General features: G+C 62.3%; 2 protein-coding genes. Both read left to right on the top strand.

Features of this window, described 5'->3' with window-relative positions:
- Positions 1 to 583: serine hydrolase (locus J5224_RS29955; RefSeq protein ID WP_264628696.1), on the top strand; the 583-nt coding region annotated here is incomplete at its 5' end.
- Positions 580 to 1005: MFS transporter (locus tag J5224_RS29950; protein ID WP_264628695.1), on the top strand; the 426-nt coding region annotated here is incomplete at its 3' end. The genes J5224_RS29955 and J5224_RS29950, both read left to right, overlap by 4 nt.

Here is a 1005-nt window from a genome sequence, read left to right as displayed (position 1 = left end):
ATGTGAACTCGTGACCGGCCCGCTGGGCATGGTGGATACCGGCTTCGTCGTGGACAATGCGCAACGCGTGGCGACGGCCTATGTGAGTGATACCACACAGCCCCATCGGTTGGCTGAAGGCGAAACCGTTTCTTCCTTTGAGGGCGCTGTCGGTATTACCTATAGCCCGGCGCGCATCTTCGATGTTGAAGCCTTCCCTTCAGGCGGCGCAGGCATGGCCGGCACCGCCAGAGATCTCCTTTACCTGCTCGAAGCCCTGCGTCAGGGCGGCGGTGCGCTATTGCCCGATGCCCTGATTGAGGAGATGGGGCGCGACCAAACCCACGGACTGGAGCTGCCCAATGCGCCGGGGTTCGGCTTTGGCCTGGGGTTTTCGGTGTTACGCGATCCCCGGTTGGCGGATTCGCCAGAATCACCGGGAACCTGGCGTTGGGGGGGCGCTTACGGCCATGCCTGGTTTGTCGATCGTGCGCGGGGTCTGAGCGTTGTGGCATTTACCAATACGCTGTACGAAGGCATGTCGGGCCGTTTCGTGGCCGATCTGCGTGATGCGGTGTACGGGGCGCTGGGGGAAGCACAATGACACCCCGCAAACCTGAGCGCTTACCGCTGGCCTCACTGTTGGCGTTGGCCACGGCAGCGTTCATCACTATTCTGACCGAAGCCCTGCCTGCGGGGCTATTACCACAAATGGCACAAGGCCTTGCGGTGTCCGAAGCCTGGGTGGGCCAGACCGTCACCTTCTATGCCATCGGTTCTCTGGTTGCCGCTATCCCTCTGACGGCGGCCACGCAAGGTATGCGGCGGCGTCCATTACTGTTGTCGGCGCTTGCAGGCTTCGCGATTGCCAATACCGTCACGACATTTTCCGGCAGCTATCCCCTGACGATGGTGGCACGCTTTCTGGCGGGCGTGTCCGCCGGGCTCTTGTGGGCATTGCTGGCCGGTTACGCCGCACGTATGGTACCGGACCACCAGAAGGGACGCGCCATTGCGATTGCCATG

This window comes from Candidatus Symbiopectobacterium sp. NZEC135 (assembly GCF_025962695.1).
The sequence above is the reverse complement of the archived record's forward strand: the minus strand, read 5'-3'. Positions and strand labels throughout refer to the sequence as shown.